The sequence below is a fragment of the Flavobacterium procerum genome, from assembly GCF_042431625.1.
Taxonomy (GTDB): Bacteria; Bacteroidota; Bacteroidia; order Flavobacteriales; family Flavobacteriaceae; genus Flavobacterium; species Flavobacterium procerum.
In genome coordinates this window covers 277348-297750 of sequence record NZ_JBHLYW010000001.1, presented here as the reverse complement: position 1 = coordinate 297750, position 20403 = coordinate 277348, and the positions used below count along the sequence as shown (strand labels likewise).

At 32.5% G+C, this 20403-nt stretch carries 23 protein-coding genes and 1 pseudogene; 13 read left to right on the top strand and 11 right to left on the bottom strand.

Annotated elements, in window-relative coordinates; genetic code table 11:
* Positions 1-178 precede the first annotated feature (178 nt).
* Both ACFFLS_RS01365 and ACFFLS_RS01360 read right to left on the bottom strand, forming a co-directional pair.
* A complete protein-coding gene (locus ACFFLS_RS01365) occupies positions 179-1156 on the bottom strand; it encodes a ribonucleotide-diphosphate reductase subunit beta (protein WP_379683664.1) in 978 nt (325 codons plus the stop codon).
* A gap of 337 nt (positions 1157-1493) precedes the next feature.
* On the bottom strand, positions 1494-2063 hold the full coding sequence (locus ACFFLS_RS01360; RefSeq protein WP_379683665.1) for a DUF3109 family protein: 570 nt from the start codon (positions 2061-2063) through the stop codon (positions 1494-1496).
* A gap of 308 nt (positions 2064-2371) precedes the next feature.
* On the opposite strand from ACFFLS_RS01360, the gene ACFFLS_RS01355 reads away from it, so the two are divergent.
* From ACFFLS_RS01355 to ACFFLS_RS01345, 3 genes are all read left to right on the top strand, one after another.
* Positions 2372-2950 (top strand): MarC family protein, encoded by a 579-nt coding sequence (locus ACFFLS_RS01355; protein ID WP_379683666.1) that lies wholly within the window; start codon positions 2372-2374, stop codon positions 2948-2950.
* Positions 2951-3054: 104 nt separating this feature from the next.
* Positions 3055-3258, top strand: coding sequence for a hypothetical protein (locus ACFFLS_RS01350; RefSeq protein ID WP_379683667.1), 204 nt, complete (start codon positions 3055-3057; stop codon positions 3256-3258).
* 1 nt (position 3259) lies between these two features.
* Positions 3260-3865 (top strand): FAD-dependent oxidoreductase, encoded by a 606-nt coding sequence (locus ACFFLS_RS01345; protein WP_379683668.1) that lies wholly within the window; start codon positions 3260-3262, stop codon positions 3863-3865.
* Positions 3866-3964: 99 nt separating this feature from the next.
* Here ACFFLS_RS01345 and ACFFLS_RS01340 read toward each other — a convergent pair whose 3' ends face one another.
* The 5 genes from ACFFLS_RS01340 to ACFFLS_RS01320 form a co-directional block, all read right to left on the bottom strand.
* Positions 3965-4276, bottom strand: coding sequence for a hypothetical protein (locus ACFFLS_RS01340; RefSeq protein WP_379683669.1), 312 nt, complete (start codon positions 4274-4276; stop codon positions 3965-3967).
* A 76-nt stretch (positions 4277-4352) separates the two neighbouring features.
* The gene (locus ACFFLS_RS01335; RefSeq protein WP_379683670.1) at positions 4353-4718 is read right to left on the bottom strand and encodes a nuclear transport factor 2 family protein; all 366 of its coding nucleotides are present in this window, start codon (positions 4716-4718) and stop codon (positions 4353-4355) included.
* 3 nt (positions 4719-4721) lie between these two features.
* Positions 4722-6299 carry a S41 family peptidase gene (locus ACFFLS_RS01330; RefSeq protein ID WP_379683671.1) on the bottom strand — a complete coding sequence of 526 codons (1578 nt, stop codon included), beginning with the start codon at positions 6297-6299 and terminating at the stop codon, positions 4722-4724.
* Positions 6296-6730 carry a deoxycytidylate deaminase gene (locus ACFFLS_RS01325; protein ID WP_379683672.1) on the bottom strand — a complete coding sequence of 145 codons (435 nt, stop codon included), beginning with the start codon at positions 6728-6730 and terminating at the stop codon, positions 6296-6298. The genes ACFFLS_RS01330 and ACFFLS_RS01325 overlap by 4 nt, the downstream gene beginning before the upstream one ends.
* 5 nt (positions 6731-6735) lie before the next feature.
* Complete coding sequence (locus tag ACFFLS_RS01320; RefSeq protein WP_379689095.1) at positions 6736-7329, bottom strand: HupE/UreJ family protein; 594 nt, start codon at positions 7327-7329, stop codon at positions 6736-6738.
* A 169-nt stretch (positions 7330-7498) separates the two neighbouring features.
* Here ACFFLS_RS01320 and ACFFLS_RS01315 point away from each other — a divergent pair, with 169 nt between their 5' ends.
* Positions 7499-7930 carry a TerB family tellurite resistance protein gene (locus tag ACFFLS_RS01315; RefSeq protein ID WP_379689092.1) on the top strand — a complete coding sequence of 144 codons (432 nt, stop codon included), beginning with the start codon at positions 7499-7501 and terminating at the stop codon, positions 7928-7930.
* Positions 7931-8115: 185 nt separating this feature from the next.
* On the opposite strand, the gene fbp is transcribed toward ACFFLS_RS01315, so the two are convergent.
* A complete protein-coding gene (fbp, locus tag ACFFLS_RS01310) occupies positions 8116-9120 on the bottom strand; it encodes a class 1 fructose-bisphosphatase (protein ID WP_379689090.1) in 1005 nt (334 codons plus the stop codon).
* 169 nt (positions 9121-9289) lie between these two features.
* Between fbp and ACFFLS_RS01305 the strand changes: the two are divergent.
* Both ACFFLS_RS01305 and ACFFLS_RS01300 read left to right on the top strand, forming a co-directional pair.
* Positions 9290-9764: pseudogene (locus tag ACFFLS_RS01305) on the top strand (GNAT family N-acetyltransferase).
* Between the two features lie 243 nt (positions 9765-10007).
* Positions 10008-11267, top strand: a complete 1260-nt coding sequence (locus ACFFLS_RS01300; RefSeq protein WP_379683674.1) for an aspartate kinase — start codon at positions 10008-10010, stop codon at positions 11265-11267.
* Between the two features lie 78 nt (positions 11268-11345).
* Here the strand turns inward: ACFFLS_RS01300 and ACFFLS_RS01295 are convergent, their stop codons facing one another.
* Entirely contained in the window at positions 11346-11648 is a 303-nt protein-coding gene (locus ACFFLS_RS01295) for a helix-turn-helix domain-containing protein (RefSeq protein ID WP_379683675.1), read from the bottom strand.
* A 195-nt stretch (positions 11649-11843) separates the two neighbouring features.
* Between ACFFLS_RS01295 and ACFFLS_RS01290 the strand changes: the two genes are divergently transcribed.
* From ACFFLS_RS01290 to ACFFLS_RS01265, 6 genes are all read left to right on the top strand, one after another.
* The gene (locus tag ACFFLS_RS01290; protein ID WP_379683676.1) at positions 11844-12053 is read left to right on the top strand and encodes a hypothetical protein; all 210 of its coding nucleotides are present in this window, start codon (positions 11844-11846) and stop codon (positions 12051-12053) included.
* A gap of 350 nt (positions 12054-12403) precedes the next feature.
* A complete protein-coding gene (locus tag ACFFLS_RS01285) occupies positions 12404-13033 on the top strand; it encodes a hypothetical protein (protein WP_379683677.1) in 630 nt (209 codons plus the stop codon).
* A gap of 164 nt (positions 13034-13197) precedes the next feature.
* Complete coding sequence (locus ACFFLS_RS01280; protein ID WP_379683678.1) at positions 13198-13719, top strand: peroxiredoxin family protein; 522 nt, start codon at positions 13198-13200, stop codon at positions 13717-13719.
* Complete coding sequence (locus ACFFLS_RS01275; protein ID WP_379683679.1) at positions 13720-15894, top strand: peptidase domain-containing ABC transporter; 2175 nt, start codon at positions 13720-13722, stop codon at positions 15892-15894. It begins immediately after the preceding gene.
* A 209-nt stretch (positions 15895-16103) separates the two neighbouring features.
* The gene (locus ACFFLS_RS01270) at positions 16104-16265 is read left to right on the top strand and encodes a hypothetical protein (protein ID WP_379683680.1); all 162 of its coding nucleotides are present in this window, start codon (positions 16104-16106) and stop codon (positions 16263-16265) included.
* Between the two features lie 167 nt (positions 16266-16432).
* Positions 16433-16660 carry a hypothetical protein gene (locus ACFFLS_RS01265; RefSeq protein ID WP_379683681.1) on the top strand — a complete coding sequence of 76 codons (228 nt, stop codon included), beginning with the start codon at positions 16433-16435 and terminating at the stop codon, positions 16658-16660.
* On the opposite strand, the gene ACFFLS_RS01260 is transcribed toward ACFFLS_RS01265, so the two are convergent.
* Positions 16661-18898, bottom strand: a complete 2238-nt coding sequence (locus tag ACFFLS_RS01260; protein WP_379689088.1) for a TonB-dependent receptor domain-containing protein — start codon at positions 18896-18898, stop codon at positions 16661-16663.
* 116 nt (positions 18899-19014) lie between these two features.
* Entirely contained in the window at positions 19015-20076 is a 1062-nt protein-coding gene (locus ACFFLS_RS01255) for a helix-turn-helix domain-containing protein (protein WP_379683685.1), read from the bottom strand.
* Positions 20077-20169: 93 nt separating this feature from the next.
* Here ACFFLS_RS01255 and ACFFLS_RS01250 point away from each other — a divergent pair, with 93 nt between their 5' ends.
* A complete protein-coding gene (locus ACFFLS_RS01250) occupies positions 20170-20397 on the top strand; it encodes a hypothetical protein (protein ID WP_379683686.1) in 228 nt (75 codons plus the stop codon).
* Positions 20398-20403 lie beyond the last annotated feature (6 nt).

Here is a 20403-nt window from a genome sequence, read left to right as displayed (position 1 = left end):
TTAGAGAATTACCAAATTCTCAATAGTTACTCGTTTCAAATTCGAAAATCGAATTTAAATGTGTCTAAAATTGTTATTGAACCTGCGACTTGGGGAAAGTGATCCAACCTTAAAATAATGTTCTTTAATCTTTTTTTAACGCCTCTTGAAGAGCAGACGCTAAAAGTATTTTTGTTGTCTAAAAATCTGCATCAAATGAAATTTTCTGAGCATCGCTATCTGTGTTCATCACACCTGATTTTTGATACTCTGCAACACGTTTTTCAAAGAAATTGGTTTTTCCTTGAAGCGAAATCATGTCCATGAAATCGAATGGATTTGCTGAACCGTAAACACGCTCGCATCCTAATTCTACCAAAAGTCTATCGGCAACAAACTCTAAATACTGTGTCATTAAACCAGCATTCATACCAATTAAACTTACTGGAAGAGATTCAGTCACAAACTGTCTTTCGATATCTAAAGCGTCAACAATAATTTCTTTGATTCTGTCTTTTGGCACTTTGTTTACCAAATGGTGATTGTGCAAATGAACCGCAAAATCACAATGTACGCCTTCGTCACGAGAAATCAACTCATTAGAGAATGTTAAACCTGGCATTAATCCACGTTTTTTCAACCAATAAATAGAACAGAAAGCACCAGAGAAAAAGATTCCTTCAACAGCTGCAAAAGCAATAAGTCTCTCAGCAAACGAATCTGACTCGATCCATTTTAAAGCCCATTCTGCTTTTTTGGCAATTGCAGGGAATACTTCCAAAGCGTTAAACAACTCTGCTTTTTCGGCATCATCTTTTACATAAGTATCAATCAATAAAGAATACGTTTCACTGTGAATATTCTCCATCATGATTTGAAATCCATAAAAAAACTTCGCTTCTGGATATTGCACTTCGTTTACAAAATTCTCCGCTAAGTTTTCGTTTACGATTCCGTCTGAAGCAGCAAAAAATGCCAAAATATGTTTGATGAAATACCTTTCATCATCATTCAACTTATTATTCCAGTCTGTCAAATCTTGGTGCAAATCGATTTCTTCTGCAGTCCAAAAACTCGCTTCCATCTTTTTGTACCATTCCCAAATATCATGATGTTTAATCGGAAAAATAACGAAGCGGTTTTTATTTTCTTGTAATATTGGTTCGATTTGTGACATGACAGATTCTGTTAATTTTTTAGTGTTTTTTTACCGTTAAAATAGGCACTACAAAGATTGTCATTTCACGCCAAAAATAAAAGCCAAACTTATTCACAATTGATCGTAGTTTTTAACAAAGCCTAAAAACTGCTGTATTTTTCAGACAACAATTAAATACCTGAAAACAAGTATTTTAAAATCCAAAAAAAAGGTTATGGGGACTGTGAAATATAGAATTTTTAATGTAAAATGCAAGAATTTTTAAATACTTTTAGAAAGTTTTTTTTGAGTCAAAATTTATTTTTTTTGAGTCAAAAAAGGTGTAGAAAAAACATTAATTATCTGCTTCTATTTTTTATGAATTTTTAAGTTCTTGAGCCACTTTTTCAAGTTCTTGATACCAGTCTTCTCCGAAACGGCGAATGAGTGCTTCCTTCACAAATTTATAAACCGGAACTTCCAATTCTTTTCCAAGAGAACAAGCATCGTCGCAAATATCCCAACGATCATAATTTACGGCAGCGAATTCTGTAAAGTCTTTTACACGGATTGGATACAAATGACAAGAAACCGGTTTTTTCCAATCTACTATTCCTTGATTATAGGCTTGCTCGATTCCACAAAGCGCGGTTTGACCATCAAAAATCACATAGGCACAGTCTTTATCGTCAATCAGCGGCGTTTCAAGATCACCGTCGGTTCCTTTTACCCAAGCACCTTGCGCTTCGATTGCTTCAATTCCTTCTTTGCGCAAAAAAGGTTTAACTTTTGGATAGATTTCTTCTAAGATTTTAGTTTCAGCCTCATTCAAAGGCGCACCCGCATCTCCATCAACGCAACAAGCTCCTTTACAAGCAGACAAATTGCACACAAATTCTTTTTCCAGAATATCTTCTGAAATAATAGTTTTACCTAACTGAAACATGACATTATTTTTAGAGTGCAAAGATAGTCAAAGAAAGCAGATAAAAAATGCACGACAAGGATTCACAAAGTCATACACAGAGTTCCTCAAAGATTCCTGCTGAATATTGTCATTTTAAAAAATATTACTTCGCGACTCATTGCAAAAAATCTTTGCGAAACTCTGCGGCAAAAATCATAATTGTTACAAATATCACTTTTTAAAACATCAAAACGTGTTTTTATAACAAAAATGCATTGTATCGGAAAAACACTTAACTTTATTATTTATTTTTGCAGCAGTTTTTAAACCCTAAAAATCAAAGCGATATGTTAGAAATTAGTCTAAAAGAAATCATTACTGTAAGTATGGTGCTTTTTGCCGTAATCGATATTGTTGGTTCTATTCCGATTATTGTGAATTTAAGAGCCAAAGTAGGGCACATCGAATCTGAAAAAGCTTCCATTGTTGCCGGAACCATTATGATCGTCTTTCTTTTTATCGGAGAAGGTTTACTGACCTTAATCGGCATCGATGTACATTCGTTTGCCGTAGCGGGTTCGTTTGTTTTATTCTTTCTTGCTTTAGAAATGATTTTAGGAATCCGAATTTATCGTGACGAAGAACCAGGATCTGCCTCCATCGTGCCTTTAGCCTTTCCTCTGATTGCCGGAGCAGGAACTATGACGACTTTATTGTCTCTTCGTTCTCAATTTCACACCATTAATATTATCATCGCAATTTTGCTCAATATTATACTGGTTTATATCGTTTTAAAATCTTCTAAAAAAATCGAAAATTTACTAGGAGAAAATGGACTTGGAGTGGTTCGCAAGACCTTTGGAGTGATACTTTTAGCGATTGCTGTTAAATTATTTGCCGCTAATGTTAAAGGTTTGTTCGTCTAAAATTAATTTTTATACTTTTACCCCATAAAATTTCTAAAATACAACTCCACGGCATTTTCCCGCAGAGTCTTACTTTATTATTTTAGACAAACAAGAACAATCTTATGAAAATTTTCACTTCAATTTTGGTGCTTCTAGCATTGGCTTTAATTGTTTTCAATGTTACGCAACTAGACTTCAATAGTCCTTTACAAGGAGATAGTGGTGTTGCCCTTATTGGAATTGCAGCTTCTTTTTGTGCCGTTTTGATTCTTTTGATTTTTAGAATTTCGAAAAGAATCGAAGAAAAAATGAACGACAACAGATAATATGTTTGACGTTTTAATTATCGGCGGAGGAGTTTCAGGCATGTCTTGTGCCTTAGTTTTAGGATCTGCAAAAAACAAAGCTTTTGTTGCAGACAAAAAAATCGGAATTTTTACACACCAAAAAAGCTCTTCTTTACAGGAAGCTATTTTTTATAATGCATACGGAATAAGCCCAGGAAAACTGGGTTCTGAACTCCTTACAGAAAGCACTCAGGATTTGGAAACGACTTATCCGCATATTGCTCAGATTCCAAATGAAAAAGTAATCAAAGTAGAAGGTGTTTTTCCATCCTTTACCATAACGACCAACAAGAATACTTATCAGGCAAAAAACATTGTGGTCGGAATTGGTTCTGCCAATACTTTTGACATTGAAGGCTTAACACAATATATCGAACCGCATAAAAAAGCGCTACCAGAAAAACAACGAATTCAGCTTAAAAATGAAGACCATAAAGTCGCTGACGGCATTTATGTTATTGGAACTTTAGCCGGCTGGAGAAGCCAGTTAGCCATTGCCGCCGGAAGTGGAGCTGCTGTCGCAACAGATATTCTTACTTTATGGAATAATGGCGTGCAAACTCATGCCCACGATAGTATTCGATAAAATTTTTAAACCATATAAGTTATATAAGTTCATTTAATCTATGCACAAAGCATACATGAACTTATATAACTTATATGGTTTATTTTTTTTAATCTTTGACTATTTAACTGAAACAATTTCCGTCACTTTGATGTGATTTTCATCATCGGTTTTCCAGATTTCTCCTTTTAACGAAACCTGATCTCCAATTTTTATTTTTTTGTAATGCTCCGGCCCACCCAAATTTACAATACTGATGGTTGCAAAATAGACTTCTTTTGCATCGGTTGTAATTTTTGCGGTGTAACCATCTTTTCCAGACTCAATAGCATCTACTTTTCCGGTAACTGCGTTATTTGTTTTCATATTTGCGCAAGAAAACACAAAAGCCATAATAAATGCAAGAAAACTTATTTTTTTTAGATTTTTCATAGGTATATTTTGATACAAATCTCGCAAGATTTACACTGGTTACGTTACATTTTCTTTTAAAAAATTATTATTATTCCTAATTCAATGGCACACAGCTACCTGCAATAACTTTTAATTGTCCTTCAAATTTCTTCCAGACACGAATATATCTAAAAACTCCACTTATGGGATTAGCATCAAAATTTCCTTTTAATGAAATTGTAACCGCAACTACAGCTGTATCATCGATTATAGCAATCGATTGATCTGCCGCTTCTAAAAAATCGATTTTCATTTTCCCTGATTTGTAGCTTTCTAAATCAAGCTCTTTGGTAATCGTATTTCCGTCGGGAAGATTAAAAAGAAGATTGTCATGAAGCAATCTTTCCAAAACCCGAACATCAGCACTTTTAACAGCGGTAAGAAGCTCGATTTCTGCATTTACGACCACAGTGATATCCATAAATTATTTTTTTTGATTTAGAACCGTTTTAATCATGGTGTCTTCTTTTAGAATAACATCATAATAATACAATTCGCCATACAACTGTCTTGCAAATTCTGCAGTAATATGTCGATTTACCAATTCTTTGGTTTTATCCAATTTCAAATCTAAACCAGTTTGAAGTATATAAGTTTTGAACTTCTTAAAGTACACATCTGAATTTTGCATTTTAACCAAAAACTCCTTAAAAAGCAATCCGTCAAAAGCATGTCTGTTTTTATCCAGCTCTTCAAAAACGAAATGTCCGACAATACCCGTCTGAAGCAGATAAGCGACATTTTCATTTCCGTGCTCCGCTTCTATCGGAACAAAAACATCAGGAACAATACCGCCACCACCATAAACAATCTTGCCTTTTGGCGTTTTAAACTTTAACGAATCAGCCACTTTTATACTGTCTTTCGCATACAATTCGCCCGTTTTTACACGTGCTTCGGATTCTTTAAAATATTCTTCGTTTCCTTTTTTATAAGGTTTCTGAATTGATCTTCCGGTTGGAGTATAATAACGTGCAACTGTTAAACGCACAGCTGAGCCGTCGTTGAAATCCATTTCGCGTTGCACCAAGCCTTTTCCAAAAGAACGGCGTCCGACAATAGTACCGCGGTCATTATCTTGCAAAGCACCAGCTAGAATTTCGCTTGCCGAAGCACTGTTTTCATTAATTAAAACATATACTTTTCCAGTTTCAAAGCTTCCTGCTTTGGTTGCATAGGTTTTTTCGGTAGAGCCATTTTTGTTTTTTGTAAAAACAATCAGCTGTTTATCTTTCAGGAGTTCATCTGCAATTGCTACAGCTTCTTCCATATAACCGCCTCCATTGTCGCGAAGATCAATTACAAGCGACTCAATTCCTTTTTTCTTCAATCGCGCGAGTCCCGTTTTGAATTCGTTAAAAGTGGTTTCCGCAAAACGATTGATTTTAATATAACCCACCTTATCTCCGATTAGAATTGAAGCATCTACGCTTTTTATCGGAATAACATCTCTTCTGATTTTAAACTTCAGTTTCTTTTGTTCCGATTTTCTAAAAACAGTTACTTCAATTTCGCTGCCCTGTTTCCCTTTCAGTTTAGAAAAAAGACTGTCTGACGGAAGTCCTCTTCCAAATAATTTTGTTTTTCCTGCAAATAAAATCCTATCGCCCGATTTCAATCCAGCTTTCGCCGAAGGACCATTTTCAATCGGTTTAATAATGGCAACAGAATCTTTGTACATGTAGAAATTGATTCCGATTCCGACAAAATCGCCTTTCATGCTTTCGGCAACTTCGGCTTGTTCGCTTGGCGGAATATAAACGGAATGTGGATCTAGTTTTGCCAGAATATTATCAACGGTAAGATTTACGATTGAGTCGGTATTGATATCGTCGACATATTCGTTGTTGATAAAATCAATAAGTTTATTGAGTTTGGTTTTCGAATAATTTTTGGCCAAAAGCTGATCGTCTACTGGAGCGTTCATAAGGCTTCCGAGTACAGTTCCGAGAGCAAAAGTTGCCCCGATTACGATTGGTAAATATTTCGAATTAAATTTCATTCTTCTTCTAAAACAGGAATATGTTCTACCTCAACACCCGCTTTTATTAAAAACTGAATTCCAGAATCATCGCGATATCCGTTTTGATATACCACTCTTTTTATTCCGGACTGGTGAATTAATTTACTGCATTCTTTACAAGGCGAAAGCGTAATATACAAAGTTGCTCCTTCACATGATTGCGTAGAGCGCGCCACTTTCAAAATTGCATTTGCCTCGGCATGCAACACATCCCAACGGGTTAATCCGTCTTCATCTTCACAACAATTTTCAAATCCAGATGGAGTTCCGTTGTAACCATCAGAAATGATCATTCTGTCTTTTACGATAATCGCTCCTACTTTCTTGCGCTGACAGTATGAAAGCAAACTCCATTCTTTGGCAATACGCAGATAAGCTTTATCGTATTTATTCAATTTTTTTATTTCCATTTATATTATCTGTTCCAAATTGGGCTTTCTATAATCATCGGAATCACTACCCCAATTACAAAAGCCGACATAACCAGCGCCCAGTCACGTTTAGAAAAACGAAATACGGTCTGAACGATACTTGATATAACCAAAACCACAAAAACCACTATAAGCTGCGCGGCTTCGATTCCTAAAGCAAACTCTCCCAAAGGTAATAATTTTGAAGACGGTGAACCTCCTAAAATTGTTTTGAAATAGTTTGAAAAACCAAGACCATGAATAATTCCAAAGAATAAAGTTATAAAAAATACCAGATTTATACTATCATTCTTAGAAGTCTTTCCTGCAGTAAACAAATGATAAACTGCGGTAATCAAAATCGTAATCGGAATCAGGAATTCTACCAGATTTACCTTTATAGCAACAATTCCATAAACCGACAACAATAAAGCTAAAGTATGCCCAACTGTAAAAACAGAAACCAATATTAAAATTCGTTTCCAATCTTTAAACAAATACGGAACTGTTAGTGCGATTAAAAAAAGAACATGGTCGTAAGCATTAATATCTAAGACGTGTTTTAATCCTATTTGAAAATAAATCCAAAATTGTGACATAGGTATGTTTAAATTAAATAATTAGGGGTTGTAAACTTACAATTAATTTTCAGAATTTAATATTTACACCCATCAAATCGCACAATAAAAATAAGTTAAATTTTATGAGAAAATTAAATTTGTCAAATTAAAATAAGATTTATCTTTGCTCGATAAAAACCGATTAATTATGTCATTTTCAGATTTATTTGATAACGAATTCAAACAAAGAAACAAGGGTCATTTCTCTGCAATTGTACGTGTAGCTTTTGCTGACGGAAGAATAAATGAAGAAGAACAAGCCTTTTTGGATAAACTAGCTTCAAGATTAGAAATTTCAGATGAAGAATATAAAGAGATTTTATCTGATCCATGGAAACACCCGATAAATCCGCCTTACTTGTACGCACAACGTGTAGAGCGTTTGTATGATTTGGCAAGAATGGTACATATTGACCATCATTTAGGTGACCAACAGGAAATAATGTTGAAGCGTATGGCATTGGCATTAGGTTTTACGCCTGGAAATGTTGACTACATTGTTTCTAAAGCTTTATCTCTAGTAGACAAAAAAGTAGATTCAGATACTTTTTCATTCGAAATGGAAAACATGAACAAATAGTATTCAGTGGTCAGTTTTTTTAGTGGTCAGTACAACTTATAATCACTAAATCAACTTACATGATATTTTAAACCCGACAGATTTCAAAATCTGTCGGGTTTATTTTTTAGATTCAGAATCAACTTTTAATAAAATTCAACTTGAAACCTGAAACTTGAAACAAAAAACATGACAACTGACCACTTTTAATCAGCTGCCATAAATTCTTCAGCTTTTTCTACCATATTATAGCTTCCGCAGAAAAACGGAACTCTTTGATGCAGTTCTGTCGGCTGGATTTCCATGATTCTACCGAAACCATCTGTTGCTTTTCCGCCTGCCTGTTCAGCGATAAAAGCCATTGGATTGCATTCGTACAACAAACGCAGTTTCCCTTTCGGCGCTTTTGAACTTGTCGGATAAATGTAGATGCCGCCTTTTATCATGTTTCGATGAAAATCCGAAACCAGACTTCCAATATATCTCGAAGTGTAAGGCCTGTCGCCTTCTTCGCGCTGACAATATTTAATATAATTTTTTACTCCTTGCGGAAAATGAACATAATTCCCTTCGTTTACCGAATAAATATGCCCATCTTTTGGAAATTGCATATTCGGATGTGAAAGATAAAAAGTACCAATCGCCGGATTGAGTGTAAATCCGTTTACGCCATGTCCGGTTGTGTACACCAACATAGTCGAAGTTCCATAAATTACATAACCTGCGGCAACTTGACTTGTACCCGGTTGCAGAAAATCTTCAATCGTTACCGGCGTTCCGATTGGGGTAATTCTTCTAAAAACAGAAAAAACAGTTCCCACCGAAACATTAACATCAATGTTTGAAGATCCGTCAAGCGGATCCATTAAGATCACGTACTTATTATTATGACAGTTGTCGCTCCCCTTAACTGTAATAAAATCGTCGTTTTCTTCTGAAGCAATACCACAGACAATCTCACGGTTTATTAACGTCTGGATAAATACTTCGTTGGCATAGACATCTAACTTTTGCTGATCTTCACCTTGAATGTTTTGTTCTCCGGCTGCTCCGATAATATCGACAAGTCCGGCTTTGTTTACTTTATAGTTGACAACCTTTGCCGCCAAACGTATAGAGTTGATAATTCGCGAGAGCTCTCCCGACGAATACTGAAATGCTTTCTGGTTCTCAATAATAAACTCTCCCAGTGTTTTATTGCGTTCTTCCATTGCTAAATCGTTGTAGTTTTAAATTTAAGTCACAAATATCGTTTTTTTTGTGAGAATGATTTAAAAATTATTTTGTTAGTTTGCTGCTATTGTATATTTGCTAATTAACAGCAAAAAGTACCGCTTAAAAAAATATTTTTTTAGCCTAGAATCGATTAATAATAAGAATATGAAAATTAGAAAAGGAAATCCTGAAGACATGAAATCGGTGTTGGAGCTTATTCAGGAACTGGCAATATTCGAAAAAGAACCTGAAGCGGTAGTAATCACCGAAGAGGATTTGATTCGTGACGGTTTTGGCGAAAAACCGCTGTTTCATGTTTTTGTTGCAGAAATTGAAGAGGAAATAGTGGGCATCGCGTTATACTATTACCGCTATTCTACCTGGAAAGGAAAAACCATACATCTTGAAGATTTAGATTGTGAAAGAAAAAATGCGCGGCACTGGGCTGGGTTCTGCACTTTATACTGAAATCATGAAACAAGGAAAAAGAGACAACGTAAGAAGAGTTGAATGGAATGTTCTGGCATGGAATACGCCGGCTGTCAATTTCTACAAGAACTCAGGCGCTAAAATTCTGGACGATTGGCAGGTCGTTCAGATGGATGAAGCTGGAGTTAATGCGTTCTTAGAAAAATTATAAAAAATTAGTTCGCCACAGATTATTAGGATTAAATTGATTTTATAATCTGTGTCAGTTTTGCCACGACCCGAGCGATAGCGAACAGGCGAAGCAATTTCACGAATTTGCACAAGCTAATTTGTGTTAATTAGTGAAATTCGTGGCAAAAAAAATCTGTGAAAATCATTTTAATCTGTGGCCAATAAAAAAATACTAGATTTCCTCAAATCTAAAATCTAAAATCTAAAAAATCTAAAATTAAAAATGAGAGTATTTAAATTTGGTGGTGCGTCGGTGAAAGATGCAGATGGAATTAAAAACGTATACGACGTTTTACAAAAAGTGGGGTATGAAGATGTGATATTGGTTGTTTCTGCTATGGGAAAAACAACAAATGCTCTTGAAGTTGTTATCAAGAACTACTTTGAAAAATCGACAGAATTAAGTTCTTCTGTACAGGAAATCAAAAAATATCATAATCAAATTTTATTGGATTTATTTGAAGATGAAAATCACGCAGTATTCGCAGCTGTAAAAGCGCAGTTTGACGAATTGGAATATTTCCTAGCACATAACAAATCTCCGAATTACAATTTCGTTTACGATCAGATTGTAAGTTTTGGTGAATTGATTTCTACTAATATCTTAAGCTATTATATGAATTTCAGAGGGATTCAGACACAATGGCTTGATGTTCGTAATTTCATTAAAACAGATGCCAATTACAGAGATGCAGGCGTTGATTGGGAAATTACACAAGAAAACATCAGCAAAAATGTACCTAGAAAAGTGCTGAATATTACTCAAGGATTTTTAGGTGCTGATGAAAATAATTTCACCACTACTTTAGGTCGTGAAGGTTCTGATTATACTGCCGGAATTTTTGCTTATTGCCTAAATGCCGAAAGCGTAACCATCTGGAAAGACGTTCCTGGAGTGATGAATGCCGATCCGCGTTATTTTGAAGATGCGAGTCTGTTAAACCAGATTTCGTATCGTGAAGCTATCGAATTGGCATTTTACGGTGCGACTGTTATTCACCCAAAAACATTGCAACCGTTACAGAAAAAAGAGATTCCGTTATACGTAAAATCATTTATCAATCCGTTATTAAAAGGGACTTGCGTTTCTAAAGGCGTAGATTTGGAACCACAATATCCGTGTTTTATTGTAAAAAGAGAGCAACTTTTAATTTCACTTTCTTCAATTGATTTTTCATTCATTATGGAAGAAAATATCAGTGAGATTTTTGGTTTATTCCACCAATTTAAAATCAAAGTAAACTTGATTCAGAATTCTGCGATCAGTTTCTCTGTTTGCGTAGAAGATAAATTTGGAAATTTCCCAGAATTGAATGCTATTCTTTCGAAAAAATTCAAAGTAGAATACAGCGAAAATGTGACTTTATATACTATTCGCCACTTTACCGAAGAAGCTGCCGAAATTGTTGAGACAAACAAAGCAGTTTTATTGAAACAAGTGAGCCGCGAAACCATGCAGATTGTCACAAAAGAATTAAGATAATATTGCTTTATAAAAGGTAATTATTCAATTCAAATAATAGTAAAAAGGTTTCACTCTTGTGAAGCCTTTTTTTTGTTTTTAGTTTTTTCCTTTATTCAAATGTTTGATTATCGTTTTTAAATCTTTTATTTGAAGTTCGTATTTCCTGATGATTTTTCGGTAGACTCCAAGCATAGTAATGTCAGTTATTCGTTCTGTATTCATTAATTCCCCATAGGTTACATTTCCTAATTCCTTTTTAACTAATTCTTCTGGATTTATTTCAAAGACTTCACAAATCTTATTAAAATGAATTGCCCACGAGGTACTCTCTCCTCTTTCCATTCTAGCATAAGCTGATTGAGAAATATGCAGAAAATCAGCTATTTGCTCTTGTGACATGTTTTTTGATTTTCTTAAGGCCTTTAGATTATCCCCTACAATTTTATTCATAATTACCAATTCAAAAAACAAATATAAACATAAGAATTATTTTACAATTAATCGAAATTAGGTTTTAAAAAACCGTTTTTCGGGTAAGACTTTTTCGTAGTCTACTCTAAATTTGAAAAATATTAACCATAAATCTAAATCATTATGAAAAAACTAGAACTAAATCAAATGGAGAATTTAACTGGAGAAAGCTGTCTATGGTCTGCTGTTGGTTTGGGATTAACATTTGCAGGTGCATTTTTAGTTACTGGACCTATCGGAGCGGGACTTTTTGCGGCATCATTTATTCATGGTAGTATTGGATTAGCTCAAGATTGTAGTGGTGGTGGTCGCCAAGAAGCAGTTGATCGTTAAAACTATAGTCTATAACATTAACCTAAATCTCTCTCACACTGAGAGAGATTAAATATAAATAACTACATGAGTTTTATTAAAAAAAATCGAAAATTAATCTTGATTTTTATACTTTTTTTTGCACTATTCACAATAGGTCAGAAATTATATGAAATCTTGACTTATGGCTTAGATAAATCAAAAAGTACATACGTACAATTATCAGGTCTACTTGCTTCTATTTTACTTTCATTAGGCTGTTTTTGGGAGTTATATTTTTCTAATCAAAATAAAAAATAATTATTATTGTTTTGAGAATGAAAGTTAATTCACTCAATCATTTATATAATTCATTTCAAATTAATACAAATATGAATAGTACTGTTTTTAAGTACTTATTACTTTCTATCTCTACAATATTAATAAATGAATTATTTAAAGAAGCGCTACATTTTGATGAATTATTATATAATTCACTCACTGAACAATTTACCTCAAAACAAATTGAGAAACTTTTTGAATTTCAAAAAAAATGGCAATGGGTAAGTTATACATTTATACCTATTTTATTACTAATCAAAACTTCAATCATTGCAACAATCTTATATGTTGGTTTGTTTTTTTATAGTAAAGATTTAAATTTTAAAAGTCTATTTAACGTTGCTCTAAAAGCCGAATTTATTTTCTTGTTGGTTCCTATTTGTAAAATTATATGGTTTTGCTTTTTTCAAACTCACTTTTCTTTGGAAGACATTCAATATTTTTATCCACTATCTGCTTTAAACATTGTTGGTTATAAAGGTTTAGAAACTTGGTTTATATATCCGTTTCAAGTACTCAATCTGTTTGAACTGTTTTATATAATTTATTTAGGAGTTCAGATAGGCAAACTGACAAATACAAATACTGATTATGGATTGACTATCATAAGTTATAGTTATTTGCCAAGCTTACTTATATGGATTAGCGCAGTAATGTTTTTCACTCTTAATTTTTCGTAATTTTTTTAAAATGAAAAAATATTACTCGTTGCAGCTATTATTTTACTTATTACCCATATTGTTAGATATTTCTTTTACAATGAAGATATTATCTCATCTATCACTGGAATCATTGCAATGATTTTTGTTATTATTTCACAGATTATCAAGAAAAATCCTAAAACATGAAAAAATATCTAAAAATCATCTTTCTTGTATTAATAATTGGCTCTCTAGTTTTTCTTATCACTGAGATTATTACTAAAATAAACTATAAAAAAGAAATAGCAGAAAAAATAAATACTATTCCTATATTTTGTTATCAGGATATAAATGGTAAGAATTTCACAAATGATAATTTAAGCAAATCAACTCCCGTCATTTTTATTTACTTCAATACTGAATGTGAATATTGCAATGAAGAAGCTCAAATGATAAGTGAAAACATCAATAAATTTAAAAACTTTCAGATAGTTTTTATTTCAATTGAAGAAATAGAACTAATTAAAAAATTTGTTTTATTCCATAAACTTAACAATTATGATAACCTTTATTTTTTACGTGACAGCAAAGTCTCTTTTGCTTCTACATTTGATGTAAATACGTTGCCTTGTATTGTTCTCTACAATAAAAACCGAAAACTGATTGAAAAAATTAAAGGACAAACAAAACCTGAATTATTGTTTAAAAAATTAAAAATCGAATAAGTGTCTATATTAGATTTAAAACATATTTCAAAATCGCATACCTTACAGTTAGATCAATCAGATTGTGGTCCTTCTTGTTTATTATCTATTATAAAATTATATAAAGGAAATAGCTCCCTAGAAAAAATCAGAGAATTGAGCGGCACTACGAAACAAGGCACTACTATGCTTGGGCTATATCAAGCAGCAAATCAATTAGGATTTAATACAGATGGATGCGAAGCTGATATTCAATCTTTAATTGATCACAAAGAACCTGTTATCTTACATACATTGAATGAAAATAAATTAGAACATTATATAGTGTGTTATAGATACGATGAAAAAGAAGGTTTTTTAATTGGCGATCCTGCAAAAGGAATTTACAGTTTATCAAAAAACAACTTAGAGAAATTATGGATTTCAAAAACATGTCTCACGCTTAAACCAAACGAAAATTTCATAACTAAAAAAAAGGAACAAAATAAACAAAGAAAATGGTTTATAAATTTGTTAAAGGATGATTATAAATTAATTTGGATTTCTATTTTGTTGGGCATTTTTGTTGCTGGGTTAGGGTTGGCGATGGCACTTTTTTCTCAAAAATTAATTGATAACATCTTACCTTCAAACAATATCAATAAATTAATTTCTGGAATTATCCTGTTAACTATTTTACTTTTTGCACGTGTTGGAATCTCTGTACTTAGACAATATTTTCTACTTAGACAATCAAAAGATTTTAATAATAGAATAAATCTTTTTTTCTTTTCTTCTCTGTTACACCTACCTAAATCTTTTTTTGACAATAGAAAAACAGGAGAACTTGTTTCTCGATTAAATGACACGCAACGCATACAAAATGTTATTAAACTACTCACAAGTTCATTAATAATTGACGTCTTGACAAGTATTATATCAACAATTTTCTTATTTACATATTCTTGGAAACTGGGATTAATTTGTCTCATAAGTATTCCTTTCTATTTTTTTTTAATTTATAGGAACAATAAAAAAATCTTGTGTTCACAAAAAGAAATTATGCAAAGCTCTGCATTGAACGAAAGTAACTTCATCAATACCATTCAGGGAATTTCTACAATTAAAATTGATAATAAACAACCTCTCTTCAGTAAACTAAACCAACATACTTTTGCCAATTATCAAGAAAAGATATTTAATCTAGGAAAAATCAATATTAGTTTGTCTTGGCAATCTGGATTAGCAAACGTAGTATTTGTCATTGGTATTTTAATTTACACTTCTATTCTGGTTTTTGAAAAAGAAATCAAAATTGGAGAGCTAATGGCAATTTTAGCAGTCGTTGGCTCATTACTACCATCAATCGCAAATCTGGCTTTAATTACAATTCCAATAAACGAAGCTAAAATTGCATTTAACAGAATGTACGAATTTGCCTCTATCGAAAAGGAAAATGAACAAGGAGTTGAAATTTTTGAAATTAATTCAATTTCTATTCAAAATCTATCCTTTAGATTTGCTGGGAAAAGTGAACTTTTTCATAATGTAAATGTTAAAATCAAAAAAGAAAAATTAACCGCCATTGTTGGTGAAAGCGGGAATGGAAAAAGTACCTTAGGACAAATTCTACAGCGTTTTTACGATTATGAAAATGGAAACATTATTATCAATAATCAATACGATTTAAGAGAAATTCAACTTGAAAGTTATAGAAATATATTAGCGGTCATTCCTCAAGAAATTACAATATTTAACGGAACTGTAATTGACAATATTCTTGTTGGAACTGAAAGTAAACCTGAAGAAATATTAAATTTTGTTCGTGAATATGGTTTTGAATTCTATTTTAATCAATTACCTCAAGGTTTAACAACTATTGTCGGTGAAGAGGGAATAAATCTAAGCGGCGGACAAAAACAAATCATTGCATTGGCAAGAGCTTTATATAAAAAACCACAATTTTTAATTCTTGATGAAGCAACTTCTGCTATGGATCGAAATACTGAAAATTTCACTATACACTTACTTCAAAAAGTAAAATCAGAGTGCGCTGTTTTATTCATTTCTCATCGTTTAAATAAATTAAAAAACATTGCAGACATTATTTATATACTAGAAAACAAAACTATAGCAAAATCTGGAAATCACGAAGAGTTAATGTTAACAAACAATTTTTATAGTAACTACTGGGAAGAAACAATTAGAGGGAAATGAAACTAAGTAATGAAGTTTTTTAATATAAATTTATAAGCAAAATATTGTAAAAAAAATATTTTTTACTCAGATGTCTGGATAATCTGTTGTCGCATTCTCTCTCTTTTCACTTCATAGATTTTAATCTAGATATTTCCCACAATTTTGTTTATAATTTGTTATTTTTACAAATACAATTGAAAAAAGTACGTTTCTAAAATCAATCTATTATGTATAAAAGTGTAAAAATCATGATAGGCATTGTTGTCGCATTTATGATGCTTAATGCGAGTCAACATTTTCTCTCAGACAAAATGTTTGCCAATATGATGCTTTTATTATTAGTCGCCATGATTGTCAATATAGTCGGTCTAGCTTTTAAAAAAGACTAGCTTAAAAAATGAGAACTTACCGTACCTACAGTCGTTTCTATTTTTTAAATTATAAACTCAAACTTAATCAATTTAAAAACCATGAATAATGTTTCTATAACAATGTCTCTGCTTGTAATTATAATTGCATTAGGTTATAGATATTCTAGAAACCAAAAGTAAGTTCAATGAGCTACAAAAGCGAACCTTCAGAAGAAGAAAAAAACAATTGGCATAACAATCCTGAAAACTGGGTTTGGGGCATCTTTTATTACAATCCAAAAGATGAAAGAATGTTTCCTCCAAAGAAAATAAAAGAATTTGGATGGACTATAAATTTTGCTAATCCTAATTCGGTTTTTCTTTGCATTATTATGATTTTGATTTTAATGATTTTATCAGAAAGTGTCAAATAATTACCTCGCTCTAGTATTCTCCGATTGCTCAACCTCCGATTTTTTATAAGTTGTCTTCGAATTTCCAAAATTATAAGTCGCAATCAATTTGAAATAATTTGAAGTGTATGTTCTATGGTAATAAATCTGGGTTTGTCCGACATTATAAGCTCCAGAAACCATAAACTTATGAAAGATGTCATTTGCCGAAAAATTAATTTTCAGCGCTTCTTTAAAAAAATTCTTTTCAATTCCCAACGTTACGGTTGAGCGACTATTGTCGGTTCCCAATCCGTAACTTCTGTCTCCTAAATACCACGCCAAAAGTTGCAGCTTAAAAAGCTTCTGGATGGTAAACGTGTTATTCGAATAAAAATAAAACTGTGGTTTTACAGGACTAAACACATACGAATAATTATAATCTACCTGTTTGGTTAAGTTCATACTGACGGTATTGGTCGAGTTCCACCATTTGACAGTAAAAGATCTGGAAAGTGAACTAAAAAAAACATGTCCTTCTTCAAGATTTATAGCTTTTAAAACATAACTGTTTGGTGTATCGCCTCGTAACGCGGCGCCCGAAATGGGATCAATTTTATAAGTATAACCTATTTTAAAATCGAACTTTTTGTACATCATTCCGATTTCGAAAGCATGTGTTTTTTCAGGAACTAAATTCGGATTTCCTTCAATCGTCGTAAACGGATCCTGATAAATGACATACGGATTTAAAGCTTGATATCTTGGCCTAGTAATTCTCGAAACATACGAAAAATGTCCTTTCCAATTTTCTGAAAAGTTAAAATTCAAAAGCAGATTTGGAAAAAAATTACTGTAGCTTTTATCAAATTTCTGAATTGCGTTTGCGTTGGTGTACAAATCATATTTTGTTTTTTCTGCTCGTGTTCCAATCGAAAAATTGATTTTTTCGTTTAATGAACTTCCGTAATTAAAATAGGCGGCGATAATTTTTTCATTGTATTCAAAATCACTCGAGCGCTGTTCGTCTAAATCATAATTTCCATATTCCTCATCAGAAGTTAAGAAATGGGTACCCGATTTTATCGTTGCAGAACTGTACTTTGCTCCGATTTCCAGTTTTGTTTTTTCGCTTATTTTTTTCGAATAATCGGTCTGAATCGCCATAATATTGATTTGGCTTCCTAAATTGTTTTTTAGATATCTTTCAGAAGCCATTTCGTCAATCTGGCTATTTTCTTCAATAAAATCTCCTATTGTCTGATTGTAATTAGAAAACTGCGATCCAATAAACAATGTTGATCCTTTTGCGGTTGTCAAATTGTAATTCAGATTGATAAACTGATTCAGCAAAACATCATTCCTATCTACATTTGTGGCATAAAAACTGTTTCCAGAATTGTTTGCAATAGCGTTTCTGCTTTCTGTCATTCCGCCTAAATCATTCACATTTCCACTATAAGCCAATGAGATATAATCTTTTGGAGACAGATTGTATTGAAGTCCGAAACCAAAATTCGAATAATTATTAAATCTTCTTTTCCAGTCTGTTGCCAATTCAGATTTCAAATATTCATCAGGATTTGGACGCGTTCTTGTGGTGTATAATAATTCGCGGTTTCTTCCCAACTGCAAACCATAGTTAGTTATAAACGAAAATTTTCCTTTAGAATAACTGAAATCAATAAGCGAATTATAACTTGTTCCTCCAAATTTTGAAACAGTTGTATGCTGATTTGCAGTTCCCATTATCCCGCTTTCTATATTTTGTTTGGTTATGATGTTGATTACGGCTTTTCCTTCGGCATCATATCTTGAAGACGGATTGGCAATTACCTCGATTTTTTGGATTTGCGAAACCGGAATCGAGGCAAAACGGTCATAATTAATCAAGACGCCGTTTAAATAAATGATGGCTTCGCCTTTTCCCAAAACACTGATTTCTCCTTCGGTAATCACAACATTCGGAACTCTTCCTAACAATTCGTTTACCGAGCTGCTTGATGCCAAAACAGTTCCGTTGACGTTAACAACACTATTTCCGTTTGGTCCATATTTTATTAATGAAGCTTGACTTTTAACAACAACTTCATTTAACTCATTGTCTTTTTTCTCTTTAGTAATTATAGTATCTTGAGCAGGCTTTAATACCTTTCCGAACAGTACATCATCACTATAAAAACTTTTATCTGTAACTTTTTTTATACGTTGCGCTTTTATTTCTATTGATGAAAAAATCAGAAAAAAAACATAAAGGATAACCAATTTTAGAAATCTCATAAACTTTAATCATTAACCGTTTGACTTTTATTTGAAACAAAAGTCATCCGAAAATCAATAAATGAGATTGCAAAAAGAGAAATCAGGAGTACGGTTTTATAAATCGATACTCTTTTTTAAGACTGCAAAGCCTGAATTTGATAGTTTAAAGGCGTAGTTCCGGTATGTTTTTTAAACGCCGCAAAAAATGTTGATTTGGAATTAAAACCGACATCATAACCAACCGATTCTAAAGTAAGCTTATCATTTGAAGTAATGATTTTACAAGCTTCGTTTATTCTAAATTCATTCACAAAACTGGTAAAATTCTTTCCGAGATTATTGTTTAAAAACTGTGATAATTGATGGCTTGAAATGTTGATTTCCTGTGATAGATCCTGAAGTGTCAAATTTGGATTTTTATACAACTCTTTTTCATTCATTGTATTTTCGAGTTTTTCAGAAATAATGCCCGCTTCTGCAACATCGATTTTTTTTACAGAATTCTTTTGACCATTCAATAAAAACAAATCTTCTGTTTTTTTTCTGTATAAAAGAATAGAAATCACCAGATACAAAATGAAAGAAAAAACAACCGCACCACTTATGTAAGTCGCTCCTGGAGCTCCCATAATCGCTAAAAAGTAAAATAAAAAGAGTAAAAAAATACCGAGGTAAAGCATTCCGAACCACATTTCGGACGGACTAGTTTTTTCTTTTCTGTTGAAGATTTTTTTCAAAACCCTGTGAATTGTAATTCCAGAAAACACAATATACACAAACCATTGAAAGTAAATTATCCTTATAAAATAAAAGCTCCAGAGTTTTGGATATTCTTGGTATGGATACAAAATTCCTGCGGTTACAATTAACGTTCCCCAAAATGCCAGTATGAGTTTCCATGAATTGGGCATTACATTTATTTCTTCAACTGCCGACTTAAGAAAATAATAGAGACACGGACCGATAAAAAAACAAGCCGTGAGTCCAAATTGAAGATATAACTTTGGCAGTTCGGGATGAAAATAAACAAAGACCGATTTAGCAATTCGGATACTCAACGCAAATAAAAGAGCGCCTAAAAAATAATTCGTGAGATACTTTTTCTTTGTAAAAAAGAAAAAATACACACCCAGAATAAGTCCGTTAAAAGCTCCCAAAGCACTAAAGAAGAATAAAAGTTCTTTGCCTGTGTCCATAATTTAAGTTCGCTATATCTAAACAAAGCTAAAAAGATTATTTTAAATGGAAATCAATTAACTTTATAATAACCAAATAAATGTACAGTGATCATGAAAAGATTAAATGAACCGACTGAAGAAACAAAGAATGAATGGGAAAATGATCCGAATAATTGGATTTGGGGAATGTTTTATTACAATCCGAAAGATAAAAGATCCTATTTTCCAAAAAGAATAAAAGAATTCGGCTGGCATGCTAATTATGCAAATCCTATTTTTATTATAATTATCGCATTTTTTGTTTTGATTGTTTTAGCTGCAATCAGAAACGGAAAATAACACATG

Coding starts and splice junctions, on each gene's coding strand:
- ACFFLS_RS01365 (WP_379683664.1), bottom strand. CDS start 1,156: ATGTCACAAATCGAACCAATATTACAAGAAAATAAAAACCGCTTCGTT.
- ACFFLS_RS01360 (WP_379683665.1), bottom strand. CDS start 2,063: ATGTTTCAGTTAGGTAAAACTATTATTTCAGAAGATATTCTGGAAAAA.
- ACFFLS_RS01355 (WP_379683666.1), top strand. CDS start 2,372: ATGTTAGAAATTAGTCTAAAAGAAATCATTACTGTAAGTATGGTGCTT.
- ACFFLS_RS01350 (WP_379683667.1), top strand. CDS start 3,055: ATGAAAATTTTCACTTCAATTTTGGTGCTTCTAGCATTGGCTTTAATT.
- ACFFLS_RS01345 (WP_379683668.1), top strand. CDS start 3,260: ATGTTTGACGTTTTAATTATCGGCGGAGGAGTTTCAGGCATGTCTTGT.
- ACFFLS_RS01340 (WP_379683669.1), bottom strand. CDS start 4,276: ATGAAAAATCTAAAAAAAATAAGTTTTCTTGCATTTATTATGGCTTTT.
- ACFFLS_RS01335 (WP_379683670.1), bottom strand. CDS start 4,718: ATGGATATCACTGTGGTCGTAAATGCAGAAATCGAGCTTCTTACCGCT.
- ACFFLS_RS01330 (WP_379683671.1), bottom strand. CDS start 6,299: ATGAAATTTAATTCGAAATATTTACCAATCGTAATCGGGGCAACTTTT.
- ACFFLS_RS01325 (WP_379683672.1), bottom strand. CDS start 6,730: ATGGAAATAAAAAAATTGAATAAATACGATAAAGCTTATCTGCGTATT.
- ACFFLS_RS01320 (WP_379689095.1), bottom strand. CDS start 7,329: ATGTCACAATTTTGGATTTATTTTCAAATAGGATTAAAACACGTCTTA.
- ACFFLS_RS01315 (WP_379689092.1), top strand. CDS start 7,499: ATGTCATTTTCAGATTTATTTGATAACGAATTCAAACAAAGAAACAAG.
- fbp (WP_379689090.1), bottom strand. CDS start 9,120: ATGGAAGAACGCAATAAAACACTGGGAGAGTTTATTATTGAGAACCAG.
- ACFFLS_RS01300 (WP_379683674.1), top strand. CDS start 10,008: ATGAGAGTATTTAAATTTGGTGGTGCGTCGGTGAAAGATGCAGATGGA.
- ACFFLS_RS01295 (WP_379683675.1), bottom strand. CDS start 11,648: ATGTCACAAGAGCAAATAGCTGATTTTCTGCATATTTCTCAATCAGCT.
- ACFFLS_RS01290 (WP_379683676.1), top strand. CDS start 11,844: ATGAAAAAACTAGAACTAAATCAAATGGAGAATTTAACTGGAGAAAGC.
- ACFFLS_RS01285 (WP_379683677.1), top strand. CDS start 12,404: ATGAATAGTACTGTTTTTAAGTACTTATTACTTTCTATCTCTACAATA.
- ACFFLS_RS01280 (WP_379683678.1), top strand. CDS start 13,198: ATGAAAAAATATCTAAAAATCATCTTTCTTGTATTAATAATTGGCTCT.
- ACFFLS_RS01270 (WP_379683680.1), top strand. CDS start 16,104: ATGTATAAAAGTGTAAAAATCATGATAGGCATTGTTGTCGCATTTATG.
- ACFFLS_RS01265 (WP_379683681.1), top strand. CDS start 16,433: ATGAGCTACAAAAGCGAACCTTCAGAAGAAGAAAAAAACAATTGGCAT.
- ACFFLS_RS01260 (WP_379689088.1), bottom strand. CDS start 18,898: ATGAGATTTCTAAAATTGGTTATCCTTTATGTTTTTTTTCTGATTTTT.
- ACFFLS_RS01255 (WP_379683685.1), bottom strand. CDS start 20,076: ATGGACACAGGCAAAGAACTTTTATTCTTCTTTAGTGCTTTGGGAGCT.
- ACFFLS_RS01250 (WP_379683686.1), top strand. CDS start 20,170: ATGAAAAGATTAAATGAACCGACTGAAGAAACAAAGAATGAATGGGAA.